The sequence below is a fragment of the Flavobacterium gelidilacus DSM 15343 genome (assembly GCF_000422685.1).
Classification (GTDB): Bacteria; Bacteroidota; Bacteroidia; order Flavobacteriales; family Flavobacteriaceae; genus Flavobacterium; species Flavobacterium gelidilacus.
In genome coordinates this window covers 368,206-388,123 of sequence record NZ_KE383903.1, presented here as the reverse complement: position 1 = coordinate 388,123, position 19,918 = coordinate 368,206, and the positions used below count along the sequence as shown (strand labels likewise).

The 19,918-nt window shown below is 30.2% G+C and carries 19 protein-coding genes; 11 read left to right on the top strand and 8 right to left on the bottom strand.

What is annotated here, in order from left to right:
- Position 1: 1 nt before the first annotated feature.
- Positions 2-2,830 carry a M4 family metallopeptidase gene (locus G507_RS16915; protein WP_084518968.1) on the bottom strand — a complete coding sequence of 943 codons (2,829 nt, stop codon included), beginning with the start codon at positions 2,828-2,830 and terminating at the stop codon, positions 2-4.
- Between the two features lie 26 nt (positions 2,831-2,856).
- On the bottom strand, positions 2,857-6,252 hold the full coding sequence (locus G507_RS0111490; protein WP_026717611.1) for a T9SS type A sorting domain-containing protein: 3,396 nt from the start codon (positions 6,250-6,252) through the stop codon (positions 2,857-2,859).
- Between the two features lie 120 nt (positions 6,253-6,372).
- On the opposite strand from G507_RS0111490, the gene G507_RS0111485 reads away from it, so the two are divergent.
- The 4 genes from G507_RS0111485 to G507_RS17565 all read left to right on the top strand — a co-directional run bounded on the left by G507_RS0111485 (position 6,373) and on the right by G507_RS17565 (position 9,633).
- On the top strand, positions 6,373-7,068 hold the full coding sequence (locus G507_RS0111485) for an SCO family protein (protein ID WP_026717610.1): 696 nt from the start codon (positions 6,373-6,375) through the stop codon (positions 7,066-7,068).
- Positions 7,069-7,156: 88 nt separating this feature from the next.
- A complete protein-coding gene (locus G507_RS0111480; protein ID WP_026717609.1) occupies positions 7,157-7,390 on the top strand; it encodes a FeoA family protein in 234 nt (77 codons plus the stop codon).
- A gap of 1 nt (position 7,391) precedes the next feature.
- Complete coding sequence (gene feoB / locus G507_RS0111475) at positions 7,392-9,509, top strand: ferrous iron transport protein B (RefSeq protein ID WP_026717608.1); 2,118 nt, start codon at positions 7,392-7,394, stop codon at positions 9,507-9,509.
- 1 nt (position 9,510) lies between these two features.
- On the top strand, positions 9,511-9,633 hold the full coding sequence (locus G507_RS17565) for a FeoB-associated Cys-rich membrane protein (RefSeq protein ID WP_084518967.1): 123 nt from the start codon (positions 9,511-9,513) through the stop codon (positions 9,631-9,633).
- A gap of 16 nt (positions 9,634-9,649) precedes the next feature.
- On the opposite strand, the gene G507_RS0111465 is transcribed toward G507_RS17565, so the two are convergent.
- From G507_RS0111465 to G507_RS0111450, 4 genes are read right to left on the bottom strand one after another with little or no spacing between them, the layout of a single operon-like run.
- Entirely contained in the window at positions 9,650-10,081 is a 432-nt protein-coding gene (locus tag G507_RS0111465) for a hypothetical protein (RefSeq protein WP_026717607.1), read from the bottom strand.
- A 10-nt stretch (positions 10,082-10,091) separates the two neighbouring features.
- Positions 10,092-10,499: a hypothetical protein gene (locus G507_RS0111460; RefSeq protein WP_026717606.1), complete on the bottom strand. Its 408-nt coding sequence runs from the start codon at positions 10,497-10,499 to the stop codon at positions 10,092-10,094.
- A 39-nt stretch (positions 10,500-10,538) separates the two neighbouring features.
- Positions 10,539-11,357 carry a ZIP family metal transporter gene (locus G507_RS0111455; protein ID WP_026717605.1) on the bottom strand — a complete coding sequence of 273 codons (819 nt, stop codon included), beginning with the start codon at positions 11,355-11,357 and terminating at the stop codon, positions 10,539-10,541.
- A gap of 2 nt (positions 11,358-11,359) precedes the next feature.
- A complete protein-coding gene (locus G507_RS0111450; RefSeq protein ID WP_026717604.1) occupies positions 11,360-12,007 on the bottom strand; it encodes a metal-dependent transcriptional regulator in 648 nt (215 codons plus the stop codon).
- A gap of 82 nt (positions 12,008-12,089) precedes the next feature.
- Here G507_RS0111450 and G507_RS16910 point away from each other — a divergent pair, with 82 nt between their 5' ends.
- From G507_RS16910 to G507_RS0111415, 7 genes are all read left to right on the top strand, one after another.
- Positions 12,090-12,833 carry a transporter gene (locus G507_RS16910; RefSeq protein ID WP_051191660.1) on the top strand — a complete coding sequence of 248 codons (744 nt, stop codon included), beginning with the start codon at positions 12,090-12,092 and terminating at the stop codon, positions 12,831-12,833.
- Positions 12,833-13,969: a lycopene cyclase family protein gene (locus G507_RS0111440; protein ID WP_026717603.1), complete on the top strand. Its 1,137-nt coding sequence runs from the start codon at positions 12,833-12,835 to the stop codon at positions 13,967-13,969. The genes G507_RS16910 and G507_RS0111440 overlap by 1 nt, the downstream gene beginning before the upstream one ends.
- A gap of 139 nt (positions 13,970-14,108) precedes the next feature.
- Complete coding sequence (locus G507_RS0111435) at positions 14,109-14,519, top strand: BrxA/BrxB family bacilliredoxin (protein WP_026717602.1); 411 nt, start codon at positions 14,109-14,111, stop codon at positions 14,517-14,519.
- 101 nt (positions 14,520-14,620) lie between these two features.
- The gene (locus tag G507_RS0111430; protein WP_026717601.1) at positions 14,621-15,007 is read left to right on the top strand and encodes a hypothetical protein; all 387 of its coding nucleotides are present in this window, start codon (positions 14,621-14,623) and stop codon (positions 15,005-15,007) included.
- Between the two features lie 87 nt (positions 15,008-15,094).
- Complete coding sequence (locus G507_RS0111425; RefSeq protein WP_026717600.1) at positions 15,095-15,829, top strand: lysophospholipid acyltransferase family protein; 735 nt, start codon at positions 15,095-15,097, stop codon at positions 15,827-15,829.
- Positions 15,830-15,832: 3 nt separating this feature from the next.
- On the top strand, positions 15,833-16,822 hold the full coding sequence (locus G507_RS0111420; RefSeq protein ID WP_026717599.1) for an acyl-ACP desaturase: 990 nt from the start codon (positions 15,833-15,835) through the stop codon (positions 16,820-16,822).
- A gap of 68 nt (positions 16,823-16,890) precedes the next feature.
- On the top strand, positions 16,891-17,535 hold the full coding sequence (locus G507_RS0111415; protein ID WP_026717598.1) for an HD domain-containing protein: 645 nt from the start codon (positions 16,891-16,893) through the stop codon (positions 17,533-17,535).
- A gap of 44 nt (positions 17,536-17,579) precedes the next feature.
- Here the strand turns inward: G507_RS0111415 and G507_RS0111410 are convergent, their stop codons facing one another.
- Together G507_RS0111410 and G507_RS0111405 are read right to left on the bottom strand one after the other, a co-directional pair.
- Complete coding sequence (locus tag G507_RS0111410) at positions 17,580-18,356, bottom strand: enoyl-CoA hydratase/isomerase family protein (protein ID WP_026717597.1); 777 nt, start codon at positions 18,354-18,356, stop codon at positions 17,580-17,582.
- Between the two features lie 25 nt (positions 18,357-18,381).
- Positions 18,382-19,794: a sensor histidine kinase gene (locus tag G507_RS0111405; RefSeq protein ID WP_035666129.1), complete on the bottom strand. Its 1,413-nt coding sequence runs from the start codon at positions 19,792-19,794 to the stop codon at positions 18,382-18,384.
- Positions 19,795-19,918 lie beyond the last annotated feature (124 nt).

Below are 19,918 nucleotides of genomic sequence, written 5' to 3'. Positions count from 1 at the left end.
TTTATTGTTTAATAATTCTTTTAACTATTTGCTGATTATCTGCAACAATTTTAACAAAGTAAACTCCTTGAGATGCAGATGATAAATCAATTGTTGTTGTAAAATTTGAAGTCATAATGTCTTTTTTAGATAAAATTATTTTACCTGTTAAATCATATACTTCAATTAAAGTTGGATTAGTTTCTCCTAAGCTAATGTTGTAAATTCCATTTGAAGGATTTGGATAAATTGAGATAGTGTTTAATTCGAAACTTTCATTTGCTAAAACTCCGCTAATTACAAAATCATCAATATTAACACCTTTTTGATTAACGGCTTCGTCGGAATGAAATACAATTCTAAAAATCACATTTGATTGTCCAACTAATGAAGTTAATGGGTAAGCATATGTTTTTAGTGCTGTATCTGTACCAGTCCATTGTGCACCAACACAATTATTACAATCATCACCTGAAGTTTGTGGAGTTCTGTTGCTATTATACCAATTAGGTCCCATTTGACCTAATACAGACCAGTTTTGACCCATATCTGTTGTGTATTGAACATAAACAATATCCCAATCTTGCTCTAAATCAAATTTCATCGCAAAACTTATTTGAGGACTAGAGACATTTGTAAGATTATAGCATTGAGAAATTATATAAGCTTTTTTCTGATCAACATAATTACCGGTTAAATTAGTAGTATAAACTGTATTTCCTGCAGATGTCATTGGTCCAAAACCTTTAACACCTCTTACCCAAATTGAAGAAGTTTCGTTTTGATTATATGTAATTAAAGCATCTGTTGCCGTAGTAAAAGGATTGACCGTTCCAACAACTCCAGAATTATTTACAAGTAACAAAACAGATTTTGTATTGTTTTCTGGTCTTCCGTCATTTGTTATTGTTGATGTTACATTCATTATATGTGCACCTTTTGTTAATCCTGAAACTGATAATGGAAAAGTTGTTTCATTACAAGGAGCTAAGTTGCCGTTCCAAGTTTGGTTTATTGCTGTTCCACCATCAATTGTGTAAGAAATTGAAATAGAAGTTATAGCATTTAAACCTTGATTTTTAAGCTTTAAAACAGGAGTTAAACTAGTTCCACAAGAAATTGTACTTACACCAGTTATTGTTTGTAAGGCTACGTCATTAGAAACAGCTACATATTGTTCTCCTACATTTACAGCATACCAAGCATTTGTTACAGCAATTACTTCAGGGCTATTAGCACAATATATTGTGCTTGCTGCTTCAATTGTTGCATTTCTTGCATCAGCATAAGTTGAGTTCGGAGTCAAATAATCTCTTTCCGCAATGTATGCTATTTCAGCTGCTTTAGTCATTCCAATTCCAGTTACATTATAAACATCAGGTGTTGGAGCATTGTTTGTTCCAGATTTACCTGCTGTTAGAATATAAAACCAATGATTCAAAACACCAGAATTTGTATGTACTCCACCGCTATCTGCAGTTCCACTATACCAAAAAGATCCTAAATAAGTATCTGGATCTCCTTTAGAATTTGGATTACTCATTGATCTAAAGGCATTTCCTAAATCTTCACCAATTAGCCATATTGAATTTGGAATTGTAGCCGTTAAACCTCCTGTTCTTCCGTAATGTTCAATACAAGCACCCCAAATATCCGAAAAGCCTTCATTCATAGCACCTGATTGATTTTGGTATACTAATCCTGCAGTATAAGTACATATAGCGTGTCCGATTTCGTGACCACAGACATCAATTGAAGTTAATATGCCTGAAGAACCACTACCATCACCATAAGTCATTGCAGCACCATTCCAAAAAGCGTTATTATAATTAACATCAAAATGCACATAACTTTTAATTACAGCTCCGTTATCATCATAACTATTTCTGTTAAATAGATTGTTCCAAAAATCATATGTTTTTTCTGCACCCCAATGTGCATCTAATGCACCGTTGTCTTTATTTGCATTATTGTATTCTGCTGCAGTCCAATCGTTATCATTATCTGTAAAATCTACGTCTTGGTAGACCGTACCTTTTAGACAATTGAATGTTTTTATTCCGTTTCCTCTAGTTGCATCTTGTAAAATGTAATTTGAACCAGACAATGTAGTTTCAATTTGTCTTGTACCACTATATCTAGTTGCAGCTGTTCCTTGAATTAGTAATTCAGAAGCATTTAACTTTGAAAAAGGTTTTTTCACTTCATTACTAGCATTTATTTTATCAGCATGCTTAATGATGGGATTTGAAAATAAAATTTCTCCAGAATGCGCATCAACGTAAACTTCAAGTCTAGCAACAGGGTTAATAGAATAAATATCGTATTTGTAAGCTAAATGATTAACTTCTAAAGTTACATTTGGAAAAACAACTAATTCTCCTTCAGGCATTTTATAATCCATCAAACGTGATTGCTCAATATCTTCCCACATATATTTTTGAGCATTTACACTTTGCAGAGCATTATTAAATGCTTGTTGTTTTGATACTGTTGGAATTATACTTAAATCGTTTGTATTGTAAAGTTCGCCATTAATCAAATATACTCCTTCGTTGTTAGAATGAGTAATTACTGTTCCGAATTCTATTTTTATATTGTTGTAAAATTGTTGAAATTTATCATGATGAAACCCTCTTTCGTCAATTGTCGAATATAGTTTAGTGTATGAATAATTTTCATTTAAACTATATTCTTTTGAAAACAGTTTAATTGCTTCATCGAAATTTATATTTACAGTGTTTATTTTTAATGTTTTTTGATGTGCTTTTGCTTCTTGGAGATTATTTTTTTGTCCAAAAAACGTTGTTGAACTCAATAACATCAAAAGACATATTATTTTTGTTTTCATATTTTTATTGTTACTTGAAATGGGGTTTACTTTTTAATAATTCTTTTAACGATGTTTTGATCATTTGCATTTATCTTAATAAAATAGATCCCTTGTGAAGCATTTGATAAATTAATAGATGTTTCAAAATTTGAAATGGAAAGGTCTTTTTTCGATAAAATTATTTTACCTGTTAAATCGTATACTTCGATAGAAGTTGGTTCTATATCGCCTAATGATATGTTAAAAACTCCTTCAGAAGGATTTGGATAAACAGAAATGTTATTCAATTCGAAATTTTCTTTTGATAAGACGCCAGTAATTACAAAATCATCTATATTTACTCCTAATTGATTTACAGCAGCATCTGAATGAAATACTATTCTAAAAATTATATTTTGCTCATTGTTTAAAGCATTTAATGGGTAGCTGTAAGTTGTTAATGTTGTGTTTGTTCCTGTCCATTGACCACCAGGACAATTTTGACAATCATCTGCAGAACCAGACGATGCATTAGTTCTATTGCTATTATACCAATTTGGTCCTTGTTCTCCTAAAAGCGACCAGTTCTGACCAAAATCAGTTGAATATTCAACATAAACTATATCCCAATTTTCTTCCAAATGATGTTTCATTGTGAATTGAATTTGAGGATTTGTTATGTTTGTTAAATTATAACACTGTGAAACTATGTATGATTTTACTCCGTCAGGATAATTACCCGTTAAGTTTGTTGTATAAACTGTGTTTCCACCTGAAGACATTAGTCCAAAACCTCTAATTCCTCTTACCCATTGAGAACTATTTGACCCTGCATCATATGTTATTAATTCATCACTAGTATTGGTAAATTCATTTGTTTGACCTACAATCCCTTCATCATTAATATAAAAAGTAATTAAACTTGAATTATTGTCAGGATAAGCATCATTTGGAGTTGTCGAAGTAATATTTAAGTTGTGAAGTCCCCGTGATAAAGTCAAAGAAGGCAATGAAACTGATGCTGTTTGACCAGAAGTTATGTTTCCATTCCAAGTATATGTATTTACATTTCCATCAATATCATAATTAATATTGATTACTGTGATTGCATTTGTTCCATTGTTTTCAAGCTGTATTTGTGGAACAATTGTATTTCCACAATTAATGTCGATATTATTTGGACTTTGAATTGCGACTAATTTAATGTCAGTAGCAGGTACTTGAACGGGAATATTTGTTTGCCAAATACCTCTTCCATAAGTAGCCGCAATTAATTTATTATCTTCTAAATTAATTTCTAAATCTGTAACCGATACGTTTGGTAGATTTGTATCAAATGCTTCCCAAGCTGTCATAGTATCATCAATATAATAAACACCTAAACTTGTTCCTAGATATAAAGGATTATCTGTATTACGACCTTGATGAACAATAGTGTTTTTTCCAATATTTGGTAAACCAGCAGAAAAATTCGTGAATGTACTTCCTCCGTTTAAAGATTTTAATGTTTGTCCTGAAGTTCCAGATGTTGCTAGATAAACAATATTACTGTTAGTTGTATGAACATCTATAGCAGTAATCGTTCCAGGAGCTGAGTATGAAAGTGTAAAATTTATTCCTTTATTTGTGCTTTTGTATAAAGATGAACCATTGGTCACAAACATAATGTTGTCATTTGAAGGGTCAATGGCAATTAATTCCATATTTCCATTACCTAAACTACTAATGTTTTGTTGAACCCATGTTGAACCATTTAATTTATATAATCCATTGTAACCTGAAAAAACTTCTCCTATAGAATTAATCATTAATGGAGTAACCCAATTTCCACTTACACCGGAAGGAGAACTTACACTAGAACCAATTGAGTTACCTGCATTATTACTAATATACATGCTTCCTCCATTTTGAATGAAACCATAGTATAAATTTTGATTAACAGGGCTTATGGCAGCATCCATTCCATCTGCACCATAATAATTTTTCCAAGCACCGTTACTAAAAGCATGACCACCGTTGTCTTGCAAGCCTCCTACAATATTTGCTGAAGTTTGTTTAGAGACAGCAACTTTATAGAATTGACTTATTTGTGCCCCAGCAGTTTTGTCAGTAAAAACTATACCCCCATTATTAGAAACATAAATTCCTCCATCACTTCCACAATATAATTTTCCACCTTGAAAACCTAGATAATGAATATCAGCATGTGTATATGACGCTCCAAATGGAGAACTCCAATTGTTAAGTTTTGAGAATGTACTTCCTCCATTTGAAGATTTCCATACATTTAGACAACCTGTGTATATTTCGTTTTCATTGGTGTCTGATACAGCCAAAGCTAAGTCATACCATGATTGTGTAGATTCAAATATATCCGTTGATGTTCCAGATACGTTTGTCCAACTTGTTCCTCCATTAGTTGATTTATATAATCCTTGAAAAGCAGATGAACTTGTAGCACTTAAAATATAAATATAATTTGAATTTGCTGCTGTAACATCTAATAATAGTCTTCCTGAAGTGGAAGGTAAACCTGTAGTAATTAAACTAAAAGAGCTTCCGGTATTAGTTGATTTAAAAAATCTATTATTAGAGACTGCATAAACTGTTGAAGGGTCATTAGGTTTTAATCTTAGTGAACCTTGAGAGAAATTTCCTGATTGAACAACAGTCCAATTTAATCCACCATTGATTGTTCTATAAAGCCCAACACTTGTTCCACACCATAAAATTTGATTATTTGTTGGGTGTATTAAAATGTCACCTGCTAAAGTAGAAGTATTTGTAAAAGTTAATCCTGTAGTGTTCCACGTTAAACCTCCATCAACTGACTTCATAACACCGATAGAGTAGGTGTCTGAAGAATCTTTATCACCAGTAGCAATATAAATAGTATTAGAATTAGAATAATCAATTGCAATACCAGAAACCCCAATTTGTGGTAAGTTATCTGACAATGCTGACCACGTTGAACCAGCATCACTTGATTTCCAAATTCCACCAGCTGGTGTACCTATGTATACAGTACTAGGGTTTGAAGGGTCAACATGCACAATGTTTACTCTTCCTTGTCCAGATGACCATGAACCTGTATTTAAATGAGAAAAAGGACCAACAGGTTGCCAATCACTTACAGGTAAGGATTGAGCATTCTTATTTGTCTGAGCTGTTTTTTTTTGATTAAATGCAGCCCACATTTCTTCTGGAGTTATTTTATTTCCATTGACATCAACTTTGTTTTGCCAATGGTATTCCCATCGCATAAAAGGTTTATAGCCTGAACCCTTTTTATTCTTGTCATGAGTCAACCAATAATTATCAAAAGACTGTTTTAATTCTTCTATTGATAAGTTTCCTTGCTTCGCTTCTTCATTGTTTGAGAGCCAGGGTGCTGTTGAATTATATTGTGAAAATCCTAGTAAGGAAATTAACATTGTACATAGGATAATTGTTTTTTTCATTGTAAAATTTTGAATAGATAACAAATATATATAAAGAAATCAAGAAAAATTAATTTTTAACATCTGTTTGTTAGATATATAACATAGTTTTCTAAACGTTTTGTATTTTTGCAAAAAAAAATGACTTCAATATTTAAAAAATATAAAACGTTTATGTTTATTTTTTTAGGGGTTTCAATTCTTATTTTCATTGGTATTTATACTTTATTGCAACCTCAAAAAACGCTGCCTATTTTTACTCCAAGAGATGTAAATCCTCAGTTAGTCGACTCAACTATTCAACATGTTGGTTATAATCATAGAATTGCGGATTTTAAATTTACTAATCAAAACGGAAAAATAATTACCCAAGATGATTATAAAGACAAAATTTATGTAGCCGAGTTTTTCTTTACTACTTGTCCAACAATTTGTCCTATTATGACAGAAAACATGGTTTGGCTTCAAGATAAAATTATAGATATGCCAGATGTTTTATTGCTTTCACACAGTGTAACTCCGGATATAGATTCCGTTCCTGTATTAAAAAAATACGCTATTGAAAAAGGAGTATTAGATAGGAAATGGAACTTGGTCACTGGAGATAAAAAGGACATTTATTACATCGCAAGAAAATCCTATTTAGCTGTTGAAACTGGAAAACCTGAAGAATTGTATGACATGGTTCACACCGAAAATTTTGTGCTTATTGATAAAAAGGGTAGGATTAGAGGTTTTTATGACGGAACAAATCTCGACAAACCAACGGATGACGGAACAAAAAATGTAACCCAACTTCTTGAAGATATCAAATGGCTTTCAGAAATTGAAAAATAATACCTCACAGAAAGTTAAAATATGATAATTATCAGTATTAATCAGTATTAAATTTTTACTTTTGTATTTTAATTCAATCTAAATAAGCGTGGAAATTAATTTATCACAACTTAAAAAAGGTGAAAGAGCAACTATTATAGACTTTAACATTGAAGAAATTCCGTTAAAGCTACTAGAAATGGGATGCTTGCCTGGTAACAGTATAGAATTAATTCAAATTGCACCTCTCGGAGATCCATTATACTATTGTATTAATGACGCTCATGTAGCAATTCGCTTAGAAACAGCTATAGAAATTAGCATTATAAAAGAGCAAATTTAATATGGCTCAAAAAAATATCAAAGTTGCTTTAATAGGAAATCCTAATGTTGGAAAAACATCTGTTTTTAACCAACTAACAGGCTTAAATCAACAAGTAGGAAATTATCCTGGAATTACGGTCGAAAAAAAACAAGGTTTTGCTAAACTATCTAATGATGTTCGAGCAAAAATCATTGATTTACCTGGAACATATAGTTTAAACGCAAGTTCGATTGACGAAAATGTAGTCATTGAATTATTGTTAAACAAAAAAGACGAAGATTTTCCTGATGTTGCAGTTGTTGTAACTGAAGTAGAAAACTTAAAACGTAATTTACTGCTTTTTACCCAAATTAAAGATTTAGAAATTCCAGCTATTTTAGTCATCAATATGAGTGACCGAATGAAGTTAAAAGGGATTGAATTGGATATTCCGTTTTTGGAACAAGAATTAAAAACTAAAATTGCTTTAGTAAGTTCAAGAAAAAAAATCGGAATTGATACTTTAAAAAATTTAATTCTAAATTATGAAGATTTATCTATTGAACCTTGTTTAAATTCATCTTCAATTGATCCAGAATATTTTGATAAGTTAAGAAAAACATTTCCAAATCAGCTGTTATACAAACTTTGGTTAGTGATTACTCAAGATGTAAACTTCTTGAATTTAGAACGAAATGAAATTAAAAGTGCTTTTACAAAATCACATTCGGATTTAAAAAGATTACAACAAAAAGAAACTATAAAAAGATATCAATTTATAAATGATACCTTAAAAATAGGTCAAAAAATTGATAAATCTAAAGCATCAGGTATTCAAGCAAAATTAGACAGAATACTTACTCATAAAGTCTTTGGATACGTTATTTTCTTCTTTATTTTATTTGCGATTTTTCAATCTATTTTTGAATGGTCAACCATTCCGATGGATTTTATTGATGAATCTTTTGCCCATTTTTCAAACTACGCTAAGACACATTTACCAGTTGGAAAATTTACTGATTTAATTAGTGAAGGAATTATTCCTGGAATTGGTGGAATTGTTATTTTTATTCCGCAAATAGCCTTTTTATTTCTTTTTATTTCTGTTTTAGAAGAAAGTGGTTATATGAGTCGTGTTGTGTTTTTGATGGACAAAATCATGCGTAGATTTGGTTTGTCAGGAAAAAGTATTGTGCCTTTAATTTCGGGAACTGCTTGTGCTATTCCTGCCATTATGAGTGCTAGAAATATTGAAAATTGGAAAGAACGTCTAATCACAATTTTAGTAACACCATTTACTACTTGTTCCGCTAGATTACCCGTTTATGCAATTATAATATCCCTAATAATTCCTGAAGAAAAAGTTTTAGGTTTCCTAAGTTTACAAGGTTTAGCCTTAATGTTGCTTTATTTAATTGGTTTCTTCATGGCCATTTTTTCTTCATGGTTGTTAGATAAATTCTTAAAATTGAGTTGCAAAACTTACTTTGTGGTTGAAATGCCGAGTTATAAAATCCCAATGTTTAAAAATGTTGCAATCAATGTGTTAGAAAAAACAAAAGCATTCGTTTTTGGTGCAGGAAAAATCATTTTAGCCTTGTCGGTTATTCTTTGGTTTTTAGGTTCTCATGGGCCAACAAAAGATTTTGATAATGCAGAGCAAATAGTTGAAAAAGATATTTTAGCCAATAATTTAGTTTTAGAACCAAGTTTGATTGAAACTAAAGTCAATACTTACAGGTTAGAACATTCTTATATTGGAATTATAGGTAAAGCTATTGAACCAGCGATTAAACCTTTGGGTTATGATTGGAAAATTGGAATCGCTGTTGTTACCTCATTTGCTGCAAGAGAAGTTTTTGTAGGAACATTGGCTACAATTTATAGTGTTGGTGCAAACGATGATGAAGATGATATGCAAAATACCATTAAAAAAAGAATGCAAGCAGAAATAAATCCTGTGACTGGTGAAAAAGTTTTTAATTTTGCTACCGGAATTTCTTTATTGTTGTTTTATGCTTTTGCTATGCAATGTATTAGTACGCTAGCTATTGTGAAGAAAGAAACTAATTCTTGGAAATGGCCAATAATTCAACTTGTGGTTATGAGTGGATTTGCTTATATTGTGGCTTTAATTGCTTATCAAATTTTAAAATAATATGCAAGAAATTTTAGTTTATATTGCCCTTTTTATAGCTGTTGGATTTTTAGTAAAAAAATTCTTCTGGAAAAAATCTACCAAGAAATCAAAATCTTGTGGTGATGATTGTGCTTGTCATTAAATCAATTTTAGAAAGATTAATTTTCAATTAAAATTGATTTTCCAATTCTTCTTTTTAATTTTCGAATATTTTTTTTCGAATAATATACTGTTGTTAAATCTCCCAAACCAAAGTTAAATATGTATTGCATATTTTTATTTGTTTTTAAATAATTGAATTCTATTTTTAGATTTACAACCTCATTAATATAATTTATATTTGGAATTAAAATTATGTGATTTCTAGTTTCGATATAATAATCATTCTTTAAAAAATCTATATCTTTTTGATAAATTTCTACTTTATCTAAATCTATTTTATTATATGTGTTTTTTACTTTATTTAAAATTATTAAAGTTAGAGAATCTATTTTAGTTTCATTTTTAAATAAATTAATATTTAATACATAATCTTGAGAAAAGACAAGACTAGAAATTGATAAAATAAGAATATTTATAAACTTTTTCATTGTCTAAATTTTACTCCAACTCAACTTTCAACACATACTCCTTCAACTCAATATTTTGACCTTCTTTTTTTATGGGTTGAACCAAAATATCTTTTACCTTTTTATCTGATGAAAGATATCTAGCAAAAAACGTTTTGTTTTCTTCTAACTTTTTATAATTGATAGAAAGCGTTTCTAATTTTTCAAGTTTCTGATTTTTGTAAATTTCCAATTCCAATTGAACTTCACCTGCCCAAACACAAGTCACACCTTCAGGACAACGAGAATCAGAAACAATTTTTGAGATTTTCATTTCATAATCATTTCCAACATTAACTTTTGAAGTTGCATTGATTAAAATTTCATTTTCGTTTGCAACTTGTTTTGAAGCACAACTTATAAAAATGAAAAGAGCTATAATTGGAGCGAAATATCTCATCGATGTAATGTTTTATTTCTCAAAGTTACACAAAGTTTTTTAACCTAAAGCAACATCTAAAACCATCATCACAATAAATCCACCAATAAATCCTAAAGTTGCTATATCAGTGTTATTAGCTTGCTGTGTTTCAGGAATCACTTCTTCAACCACAACAAATATCATCGCACCAGCAGCAAAAGCTAACGCATAAGGCAATATAGGTGTAAAAAATATTACAGCTGCAGCTCCTAAAACTCCAGCAATTGGTTCAACTAAAGCAGAGGCCTGTCCGTACATAAAACTTTTTCTTCTACTCATTCCCATTCTACGTAATGGCATTGAAACTGCAATTCCTTCAGGAAAATTCTGAATTCCAATTCCGATGGCCAAAGTAACTGCTCCAGCAATAGAGGCTTCTGGAATTCCAGCGGCAACTCCACCAAACAAAACACCAACCGCTAATCCTTCTGGAATATTATGCAAAGTAATGGCTAATGTTAATAGAGTAGTTCGTTGCCAAGGTGATTTTATTCCTTCAGTTTCTTTAAAATTGATATGTAAATGAGGCAACGTTTTATCTAAAGCAAAAATAAATAACGCTCCTAAAGCAAATCCAACAGCTGCTGGAATTACCTTTATAAATCCCTCACCATCACTCATTTCTATTGATGGGGCTAATAAGCTCCAAAAACTCGCAGCAACCATAACTCCACCTGTAAAACCAAGCATTCCATCAAAAAATGTTCGGTTCATTCCTTTAAAAAAGAATACAAATGAAGCTCCTAAAGCGGTTACAAACCAAGTGAACATTGTTGCATAAAAAGCAGCCAAAATTGGATCAATGCTTTCTAAATAAGTTAATACATCTTGAAACATAATTATTGTACGTATAAGTTAGTAGCTATTTTATCTGAAATCGTAATTTTTTTATCGTTAATTTCAACTTGAAGAATATCATCAAAAGTGTCTTTTTCTAAAATTTTGAACGTTGAACCTAAAGCAATTTTTTGTTTGTCTAAATATTGTAAAAACTCAGCTGATGAATCTTTAACACCAACGCATTTATAAGAAACATTGATTTTGGCATCAGACAAAAGTTGTTTTTGAACTTTTTTAATTTCGCCATTGGCGTTCGGAATTGGATCACCATGTGGATCAAAATCTGGAAAATTAAGGAAAGCATCTAATTTATCTATCAATTTTTCAGATTGAATGTGTTCTAGTTCTTCTGCAATTTCATGGACTTCATCCCAAGTGAAATTTAATTTTTCTACCAAAAAAACTTCCCACAAACGGTGCTTTCTTACAATCATTTTAGCCGTTAAAGTTCCATTTTCAGTTAATGACGCACCTTGATATTTTTTATAGATTACTAAATCTTTTTCCGATAATTTCTTCAACATATCAGTTACAGAAGATGCTTTTGTTTCAAGCATTCCAGCAATTGCATTGGTGTTTACACCTTTTGGAGAAACCACTGATAAATGATAAATTACCTTCAAATAATTCTCTTCTGAAGTAGTCATTCTTTTAAATTTTATACAAATATATAAATTTTTATTTTGATTCACATAATTATATTTTTAGTTTTGTCTAAAAATTATATTTATGAAGCCTAAAATTTATTTATTCTCTTTGTTTTTAACTGGAATACTTTGTGCTCAGGAAAATGAATGTATTCAAACGGATAGACCAGATCAAACAGAAACACCAGCTTTAACGCCTTTAAAAATGTTGCAAGTGGAAACTGGGTTCAGTTATGAAAAAACCACGAATGATGAATCAAACTATGTTAGTCCAACTATTTTATGGAAATATGGAATTACAGAACATTTTGAAATTCGATTGATTACAGAATTTTCGACTATAAAATCAAATTCAACAACTGCATCAGGAACTAATCCAGTATTAATAGGTTTTAAATCAAAGCTTGTTGAAGAAAAAGGGATAATTCCTCAAACTTCAATAATTGGTCATTTAACTTTACCAAATGTGAGTTCGACTAAATTTAAATTAGATTATTTAGCTCCACAATTTAGATTTGCAATGCAACACACTTTATCTCAAAAAACATCCATAAGTTATAATTTAGGAAGTGAATGGAATGGTTTTAAAGCTGAACCAATTTTTCTTTATACTTTAGCAACAGGTTATTCGATTACCAAAAAAGTAGGAACTTATGTTGAAATTTTTGGATTTGCACCTCAAAATCAAAAATCAAATCATAACTTTGACGGAGGATTTACATATTTAGTATCAAATAATGCCATGATTGATGTTTCAGGTGGAATTGGTTTAACCGAAAATGCACCCAAATATTATTTCGCGCTTGGTTTTTCTTTTAGAATTTAATGAAACACTACAATTACATTTTTACTGGAACTGGATTAGCTGCTTTACTGACAGTTTACGAAATGATTTTGTCTAATAAAATAGAAGATAAAACGATTCTTTTAATTGACAGTGATGCTAAAAAAACCAATGATAGAACTTGGTGTTTTTGGGATGATTCAAATAGGTTAGAAGAAATAATTTCTAAAAAATGGGATGCAACTCTTTTTGCTGATGAAAATTTTAGAAAGAAATTAGACATTCAGCCTTATCACTATAAAATGATTCAAGGTTTAGATTTGTATGAATTCATTTTTAATCAAATCTCAAAACATCAAAACATTCATTTCTTACAAGAAAAAGTAATTGATTTTTCAGATTTAGGAAATCATTGTTTAGTAAAAACAGAAGAAACTAGTTTTACTTGCAACAAAGTTTTTAACTCTATTTTTAATCTAACTTTGGTTACTTCCCAAAAAAAATATCCCTTATTACAGCAGCATTTTATAGGTTGGTTTATAAAAAGTAAAGAACCCGTTTTTGATGAAAATACTGCAACTTTTATGGATTTTTCAGTTAATCAGAAAGGAAACACTCGTTTTATGTATGTTTTACCAATTTCAAAAAATGAAGCTTTATTGGAATATACACTATTTTCAAAGGATTTACTTTCAAAAAATGAATATGAAGATGAAATTGAATTGTACATCAAAAATTTGGGTATAACTGAATATGAAATTGTAGAAAAAGAACAAGGAAATATTCCGATGACTAGTTATCCCTTTTGGGAAAATAATTCAAAAAACATTATAAATATTGGTTCATCTGGTGGTTGGACAAAAGCTAGCACAGGGTTCACCTTTAAAAATGTCACCAAAAAATCAAAGCAATTGGTTAAGTTTTTAGAAACAGAATCAGACTTTACTAAATTTCATAAAAAAGACAAATTTTGGTTTTATGATTTGCTTTTTATTGATGTTTTATTCCAAGACAATTCAATCGGTTCAGAATTATTTTCAGGATTATTTAAAGATGAAAATTCGGGTTTAATTTTAAAATTTTTAGATGAAGAAACCTCTTTATTTGAAGATTTGAAAGTGATTTTAAAATGTCCTAAAGCTCCATTTATGAAAGCTTTGTTTAGTAGAGTTTTTTAATAGAGCATTATCTATAACACAATAATTAAATTTTATAGTTTCTTTAAAATAATTCTTTAAAAATCATTGTATCTTTGCACTTGAATAAATAATCGGAAAATCTTTAACTCAGAATATCCGAACATCTAAATCAAAAATTATGTATCCAGAAGAAATGGTTAAACCAATGCGTGCTGAATTAAATGACGCTGGTTTTCAAGATTTATATAGTGCTGACGAAGTAAAAAATGCAATTCAATCAGAAGGAACTACTTTAGTTGTAGTAAATTCAGTTTGTGGTTGTGCTGCAAGAAATGCTCGTCCAGGTGCTAAAATAAGTTTAGAAGGGGCTAAAAAACCTTCAAAATTAGTCACTGTATTTGCAGGTGTTGATAAAGATGCTGTTGATGCAGCAAGAGAGCAAATGTTCCCTTTTCCTCCTTCATCACCGAGTATAGCCTTGTTTAAAAATGGTGAATTAGTTCATATGTTAGAACGTCATCACATTGAAGGTCGTCCGGCAGAATTAATTGCAGAAAATTTACAAGACGCTTACAACGAACATTGTTAAGCAATATTCCTTGAAAAATTTAATCCCTTTCTATATTTTAGTTAGGGATTTTTTTTACGCAACCTTTTTCATAATTTTGAATCTACATAAAAAATAACCTTATGAAATATATAGTTCGTATTTTTTTGTTTTCGTTACTTTTACAAAGTTTTCAATGTGATGATGAAGTAAATTCTAACACACCCATTACACCTGAAATGTTATCAATAAAAAAACAGGAAATAATAGAATATATTTCAACTTTTTCATGTACTGAATCTAGTGGTTGTCTTTCTATTGCTTTAGGTGCTAAGCCTTGTGGTGGCCCAAGAGAATATCTTGCTTATCCAAATACTGTAGATCAAATTACATTAGAAGCTATGGTAAATGAATATTACGAGATGGATAATAATTATAATATTCAAACAAATGCAGTTTCAGATTGTATGGTTGTTGGTCCACCAAACACAATCGATTGCATAAGTGGTGTTTGTACAATAATAAATTAAATTTTTAAGTAGATATACAAACCAAACCATCATTAATTTGATGGTTTTTTTATTTTATAATAGTACATTTGTGAAAATTATTTTTTGATGGAAAAGTTAATTTCATACCCACTTTCTATATTATATTATGTATTATTCTTGTTTTGGTTGATTGTTTTTCATCCAATACAGTGGTTTTGTTATAACGTATTTGGATATAATGCACATAGATGGAGTGTTGCAATTATGAATTTATTTCTAATTAGAACAACTCATCTTTTAGGAACTATATATACAATTATAGGTAAAGAAAATATTCCTAAAAATGCTCCTGTAGTTTTTGTAGCAAATCACCAAAGTTTACATGATATAACAACTATTATTTGGTTTCTAAGAGCTTCACATCCTAAATTTATTAGTAAAAAAGAATTAGGAAAAGGAATTCCGAGTGTTTCTTACAATTTAAGAAAAGGAGGTTCAGCTCTTATTGACAGAAAAGACCCAAAACAAGCCTTAACTGAAATAAAAAATTGTGCCGAATTCATCAATAAAAACAATTATTCCGTGGTAATTTTTCCAGAAGGGACTAGAAGTAAAACCGGAATTCCGAAGCCTTTTTCTGTCAATGGTTTAAAAATGTTATACAAATTTGCTCCAGATGCTTACTTTGTGCCAATTACCATAAATAATTCGTGGAAAATGACTAAATTTGGGCAATTCCCTTTAGGCTTGGGTAATAGAATAAATTTCAAGATTCATCAGCCTTTAAAAATTTCGGATTATTCATTTGAAGAAATTTTCGAAAAAACAGAAAAAACAATAGTTCAATCTATTAAAATATAAGATATGTCAATACAAAATGTAAGATTAGAAGTTATGCAATTTTTAGAAAAAAGGATTGATAGCTTTGTGGATGAATTTTTAATCCCGGTTGAAAAAATATGGCAACCAACAGATTTATTACCAGATTCTCAAAATGAAAACTTCTATGAAGAAGTTAAAGAATTAAGAGAAATTGCTAAAGATTTACCATACGATTTTTGGGTAACACTTGTTGGTGATACAATTACTGAAGAAGCTTTGCCTACTTACGAATCTTGGTTAATGGATGTTGAAGGTATAGATAATGTTGAACGAAACGGATGGAGTAAATGGATTCGACAATGGACAGGTGAAGAAAACCGTCATGGTGATGTTTTAAACAAATATTTGTATTTATCTGGAAGGGTAAATATGCGAGAAGTTGAAATGACAACCCAACATTTAATAAACGATGGATTTGATATTGGAACTGGAAGAGATCCATACAAAAACTTTGTTTATACTAGTTTTCAAGAATTAGCTACCTATGTTTCTCATAATAGAGTTGCTCAAATGGCTAAAAAATATGGTGATAACAAGCTTTCTAAAATGTGTCGTTTAATTGCTGGAGACGAAATGCGTCACCATCATGCTTATAGCGAATTTGTAACACAGATTTTTAAAGTAGACCCAAGTGAAATGATGTTGGCTTTCCAATACATGATGAAACACAAAATTATTATGCCTGCAGGTTTTTTGAGAGAAAGTGGACAAAAAATAAGTTCTGCTTTTGAACAATTTTCTGATTCTGCTCAAAGAATTGGAGTTTATACGGCAGCTGATTATGTTGAAATTATGCAAAAGTTAATTGAAAAATGGGAAATTGATAAAATCGGTGGACTAACTGATGAAGCTGAAAAAGCTAGAGATTTTTTAATGAAACTTCCAGCACGTATGGCAAGAGTTTCTGAAAGAATAGTTATTCCAGAAGAAGGACATATTTTTAAATGGGTTCAACCAGCTTTAATAAAATAAAACGCAGAATTTAAATATAAAAAATTCCAAATTCTAATTAGAGTTTGGGATTTTTTAAATACATAAAGATGTCAGTAATAGATAAAACAATACTTTTTGTAAAAGAACAACTTCAAAATGCTGAAGGAGGTCATGATTGGTTTCATATTGAAAGAGTTTTTAAAAATGCGCTATTAATTGCCGAAGACGAAGCATGTAATTTAGAAATTGTAAAACTTGGAGCTTTATTACATGATATTGCGGATAGTAAATTTCATAATGGTGATGAAACCGTTGGCCCTAAAGTAGCAAGATATTTCCTGGAAAAAGAGAATGTTGATGAGGAAATTATTATTCATGTTCTAAATATTATTGAAAATATTTCGTTTAAAGGCGGAAATTTTGATAAAAAATTTAGTTCAAAAGAATTAGAGATTGTGCAAGATGCTGATCGATTAGATGCTTTAGGAGCAATCGGAATTGCCCGTACTTTTAATTATGGTGGTTTTAAAAATCGTCCAATTTACAACCCAAATATTGCTCCAAGACTCAACATGAGTAAAGAAGAATATAAAAATAGTGAAGCACCAACTTTAAACCATTTTTACGAAAAATTATTACTTCTAAAAGATAAAATGAATACGGATTCTGGTAAAAAAATTGCTCAAGAGAGACATTATTTCATGGAAAAATTCTTGTCCCAATTTTATGCGGAATGGGATGGAGAGAAATAAAAAAAGGAGCAATTAAGCTCCTTTTTTTATTTCATATTTTTTTATTATTTACCAGGAAAAACTGCTTTTCTTTTCTCTAAAAACGCTGTTGTTCCTTCTTTAAAATCTTCTGTTCCAAAACTAGCTCCAAAGTTTTTAATTTCTACTTCAAAACCATTAATATCATCTTTATAATTTGCATTAATAGACGCAATAGCTTTAGCAATAGCAACGGAAGAATTTCTAGCGATTTTGGATGCAATTCCTTTTGTGAATTCTAATAATTCTACTTGTGGTACAACATGATTCACCAAACCATAATTCTTAGCAGTTTCTGCATCAATCATAGCAGCTGACATAATCATTTCCATAGCTCTTCCTTTTCCAACTAGTTGAGGTAAACGTTGTGTTCCTCCATAACCTGGAATTACTCCTAAAGTTACTTCTGGTAAACCCATTTTTGCATTATCTGATGCTACTCTAAAATGACAAGCCATTGCTAATTCTAATCCACCACCAAGGGCAAATCCGTTTACGGCTGCAATTACTGGTGTTGAAAGATTTTGTACATAATCAAACAATATTTCTTGTCCCTTTGCAGCTAATAAACCTCCGTTTTCAACAGAGAAATTTGCAAATTCAGAAATATCTGCTCCAGCTACAAAAGCTTTTTCACCACTTCCTGTTATGATTATTACTTTGACAGATTTATCTTCATTTAAAGACTTAAAACCGTCATGTAGTTCCTGAATAGTTGCTTTGTTTAAAGCGTTTAATTTTTCGGGTCTATTGATAGTTACAATAGCTATGTTGTCTTGTTTTTCTATTAAAATATTTTCCATTTTGAATGATTTAATTTGTTGTTTTTTATGTTGTAATAGGGAACGAAACAAAAAATTCTGTCCCTATGTTTTCTTTACTCTCAAAGGTAATGGTTCCGTTGTAATTTTCAATTATATTTTTTATTATAGCTAAACCTAATCCCATTCCACTAGATTTGGTAGTGAATTTTGGTTCAAAGATTCTAGCTTTATTTTCTTCAGAAATTCCTTTTCCGTTGTCTTTTACTGTTATAATTACATATCCTTCTTCTCTAAACACATCTACTTCAATCTGTTTGTTTTCTTGTTCTTCAGGAATAGATTGAATGGCATTTTTAACTAAATTAGTTATTACTCTAATCAACTGCGTTCTGTCTAAACGAGTAATGATTTCATCTTCTAAACTTGAAAAGTTAACAAAGTTTTCATTAAAAATATCCAAAGCAAGTTGCACAATTTTTACCACATTTAATGTTTCATTTTGTTGGGCTGGCATGGTGGCAAAATTCGAAAAGGCATTGGCAACTGAACTCATTGTGTCAATTTGTTGAATCAACGTTTTAGAATAGTCGTCTAATTTTTGCCTTACTTCAGGATCATTTTCATTAAAACGCATTTGAAAACTCTGGACCGTTAATCGCATTGGTGTCAAAGGGTTTTTGATTTCATGAGCAACTTGTTTTGCCATTTCACGCCAAGCTTGTTCACGTTCGCTCTGAGCTAATTTTGTAGCACTTTCCTCCAATTTATCAACCATGCTATTATAGGCTTGAACAAGAGAATTGATTTCATGACTTCCTTCTTCTAAAACAATACGCTGATTTTGTTGATTAAATTCTGTCTCTTGAATTTTATCACTAATGATCTTTAATGACTTTGTTATATAACTCGACAAGAAATATGACAACGCAATAGCAATTAAAAACATAAAAGCGTACACTTGTCCAAAGCGGATTAAAAAATTCTTTAATTCACTTTCGTAAAAATTAGTATCTTCTTCATAAGGCAAATTTAAAATCGCCAAAGGCTTAAATTTATTGTCTTTGATGTATGTATATGAATAACGCATCTTTAAACTATCTATCGTTTTGAATTCTACATAGCGTTTGTCAAGAGTAGATTCAAGTATTTTAAGAGTAGATGAATTAATTTTTGGAGCTTCTTTATCTTGTTTAAAAACAGCTTTTGACGACAGTAACAAACTTCCTTTTAAATCATAAAAATTTAGTTCCATGCTATGAACGTCTGATATTTCATATATTTTTTCTTTAAAAATTAACGAAATATTGTTTGTTGATAAAGGATAAGTTGTGTTTTGAAGGACATAATTAATATGTTCGACAATTGCATTTTCTTTTCTTTCTAATCGGTCTTGATGGTATTCTCGCGCTTCTTTTTTAAATTGATAGATAGAAACTGCTGCAATTAATATAGATGCAATTAACGTTAAGAATATCATGGAAAGAAATATTCTTAAGCGTAATGAAAGGTGTTTTATATTGAATATTCTATCCATTTTTTGGTTTAGCCCAGATAGCAGTGGAAAGCTTTTTTGTGAAAAAATGTAGTTTTTGTTATTATAA